2 protein-coding genes are annotated in these 3,768 nt (G+C 57.9%); both read left to right on the top strand.

The features are described 5' to 3' along the window. The coding region (locus tag M3436_19975; GenBank protein MDQ3566253.1) for an ATP-binding protein at positions 1 to 871 on the top strand (871 nt) is incomplete at its 5' end. A 450-nt stretch (positions 872 to 1,321) separates the two neighbouring features. Continuing rightward, a partial coding sequence (locus M3436_19970) for a hypothetical protein (GenBank protein MDQ3566252.1) occupies positions 1,322 to 3,768 on the top strand: 2,447 nt, incomplete at its 3' end.

The following is a 3,768-nucleotide window of genomic DNA, read 5'->3' as shown; positions in this document are numbered from 1 at the left end:
GCGCGCCGGCCAGAAATACCGCCGCAACGCGGAGTTGCGCGGCAGCAACGAGCGGCTTCAAACCTTGCAGCAGGAAATCGATACCCACCTGGTCGATGAGGAATTGGCCCGCACCCGCGGGGATATCTATGCGGGCGTCCTGCACGATATCAACGGCCCTCTCACGGTCATTTCGGGCTTCGTCGAGCTGATGAACCGTTCGATGCACGACGCCGCCCGGGTCGAGGGCCCGGAGCTCGATAACATCAAAGCCGACCTCCACCAACTCACCGGCCAGGTCAGCCGCTGCTTCGAGATCTCCCGCCGCTATCTCAGCTTTCTGAACGCCTCGCCGAGTGAAACGAAGTACGTCGGGGTCCGCCAGGTGCTCGCCGATTTGCACGATCTGCTGATCAAGCACCCGCGCGCGTACGGACACGAGTTGGTCATCCACGATTTATCGCCGGATGTCACCGCGGAAATCAACGGCACGGATCTGTTGCAGATCCTGCTCAACCTGACCATCAACGCCTTGCAGAGCACGGAAGAACCGCACCGGGTCGAAATCAAGACCCGCCCCGTGGTCAGCCCGTTCGAGCTCGAGCAATTCTCCGACTCCGACGATCAGCGTTTCATCAATCGGGACGGCTTTCTCAACCAGGGCCCGTTGCTGGCGATCACGATCGCGGACGACGGCCCGGGCATCCAGCCCGAGTTGCTCAAGAAGATGTTTGAGGAAAAGTTCACCACTAAAGCTCCTGATCGCGGCACCGGCCTGGGCCTTTCCATCGTCAAACGCCTGATCCTGGAAGCCAACGCCGGCATTCATCTACGCACCAGGATCGGCGAAGGCTCCTGGTTCACGGTCCTCCTCGGGGTGCACGAGCCGTAAGGGGGGGCGGCCCTTCGAGGTTTTGCGCGGGCTCTGAGTCCGCCGCCGCGGGCTTCCCGCCTCGCTTCGATCCGTGCTCACTCGCGCGCGCTTCTGCAAAGTTCGTTCGGCGCGGGGGCGCCAGCGTCAGCACCGGCGACGATTGCGCTCCCCGGACACTTCGCGCCGCGTCTTCTCTAAAGTGTGCGGGTTTGAACGTCGTGTCCGCAGCGGTGCGGGTAGCACAGTAGTCTTACTCGTTGGCGTGGCCTCGAAACGCCTGCGGGCAACGGAGCCGATCTGTCTGCTTGAAGACGTAATCGGATCCCGACAAGCTGATTGGCGTTTTTCATAGTCCTCAAAGAGTTTGACACTTGTAGTCCATGCCACTACGCAGAGGGCGAATGAACAACTCCCCCTCATGGCTGCTCCGAGTTCTCGTCGCCAGCAGCATCATCACCGCCTCGGCTTTTGCCCAGGATCCGCCAGAAGCGCCAACCCTCACCAGCATTGCTCGTTCGAGCAGCACCATTGAGCTCAACTGGGAAACGCCCAGCGAAGGTGCCACCCGCGTTCCGATTCCAGGTCCTCAACGGCGAGGAATGGGAGGAAGCCTTTCCGGGCTGGATCGAGGGCGACCAGCGCAGCTACACGGCCGAGGCGCTCAGCGCCGCGACGACCTACACTTACCGGGTCTTCCAGTACAATGGGCTGATCTCTTCGGAGGGTTCCAATGTCGCGAGTGCAACGACGCCTGAGGAGGAAGATCCAGATCCGGAGCTGCCTGATCTCGACACGGATGGTGATGGAGTGCGCGACGTAGAAGACCCGTTCCCGGAGGATGCCCGCCGCAAAGAAAACCTCCCGGCTGTTTTTCACGCCATCCTTGAAACGGAAGGCTATGTGGACAACCAATTTGCCTTCGCTCTCGGTGAGGATCTTCAAATCGCGTCTGCCTCGATGCCGGACTCCGACAGTTTCCGTACGATTGTTTGGAATGCCGACGGTTCTATATCCAGCGACTATACGGTAGACCGTGACGAGCCCACCTACGGCCGTTTAGGCGGGGTTCTCGACACGGTGTCTATTCACGGTAAGGTTCTGGGCTATAGCGACTACGGGACGTGGACAGCCTTTCGCGGCGAAGTGTCGGAATTTGAACCGCCCGCCGGATTTTCTTCGGAAGGTTCCGTTAGCGCCTACCCGTTCGCAATGAGTGGCACCGGTGTCATCTTTGGGCAAGCGAACCGTGCTGAAGAACCTCAGAACACTTTTTTTCTCTCCCCTTCCAGTACCCTGATTTCTTACCAAGAGGACCTCCTTGATCCGCGCGAAGCGAGTCTTGGCGCAGTTTTTGCCAGCAACGTGATCGGGGCCGAAAATTATCTCTGGTCCCTGAGTGGCGGTTTTGAGGCCCTCCCCGGTGCAGCCATAGGCGGCGTCAATGACGATCGCGTGGCGGCCTGCTGGGGGGATGACAACAAATGGTACCTCTACGCGGATGGGCAATCCCGTGAGTTTCAGGAGTTGTTGCCCGAAGCATTCCAGCAGGAACTCCGTGCGATCGACGAGTTGATTCTCACCGAAGTGAACGCGGAAACCAACTCACCCGTCGTTGCTTTCTCGGCCGAACACCTTGAAGGGGAGGATGATTGGGTGCGCAGGAAATTTCTCTGGACCCGACCTGGAGATTCCCCGCAGATCATGATGATCGACAACCAGGAAGTTGCAGACGCGATCCCAGGGCGCGCCCAACTCAATAGCTTCGGGGCGGTGGCCGCCAGGGTTGGTGACAAGATCAAACGCGCCATACCGATTCAAATCTTGAACAATCCACCCGCCTTGATGGGCGAGCCGCAACCCGTCAACATTCTGCACATCGCCACTCTCGAAGAGTGCTGGGAAGGCCCATTTAGCACTCTTCGCGCAAACGCGTTTGATCTGGAAGAAGACGCGTTCCGAGTTCGGATTACACATACGAAAGGGAAAGGCACGATCCAAGCGAAGATCTCCACCGAAAACATCGCTGGCTACACGGATTACAATGACGATCCGACCGGATTTACGCTCACCGAAAGACCCGTGAATTCGGGCATCTACGAGTCGCACAAACAGATGCTGGTCTCTAACACGAATGATGACGTTTACAACAACGACCCTGCCGGATTCACTCAAGACGATATGCCGGAGGATCATACGCACAGGATCGCTCTCGGCGGGAAAGTCATCCTCTGGTTCGACCCGAATGACGGCGAGGATTACCAGCGCGTCGAGGCCGCCACCGTGCCGGTGGAAAAAGTCATGCGGATTACCACCTATGTCATAAGAATAGATGGCGTACCGGTCGTCGCCCAAAATATTGTGGACGACGATATGCGCTTAATCCGCGAGACTTGGGCCGCGGCTGGCATCCAGGCGCAGATAACTCCCATCAATGAGATAGAGCAAGCGAGTGTTCCAAATCTCGATCTCAGCGATGGCTTTCCGTATGCCGAGAATACCTTGAACCCCCTTACGGTCGAGGAACGAAGTCTATTTTCTTACCTCTTCACCAGTGCGTCGCGTTTACCGGACGAGATCGCAATCACTTATGTCAACTTCATTGAGGGCGGCCTGACCGATGGCCAGGCATACCCATACAGATTTGTTGAAGGTCCGGCCGGAATTAACGGCGGCAATATTATTCTTGGCGCCGAGGACAGAAAAAAAATGCGGGCGCCCCATGAGATCATGCACATCCTCTTGAACGCACGGCACCCGCGCTTGCGAGAAGATTACCGGTACGAGTTCAATCATCCGCGGATGGTTTGGGCTCCTTTCCACGATCCTGATACTGATGCATTCGACGGCCGCAAAAGAATGACCAAACGCACCCAGGGTGGACAGGCTCGAAAAGCAAAGCTGAACCGCCGCTACAC

This window comes from Pseudomonadota bacterium, from assembly GCA_030859565.1.
Taxonomy (GTDB): domain Bacteria; phylum Pseudomonadota; class Gammaproteobacteria; order JACCXJ01; family JACCXJ01; genus USCg-Taylor.
Note: the sequence above shows the minus strand (reverse complement) of the source record. Positions and strands in the feature narration are given on the sequence as shown.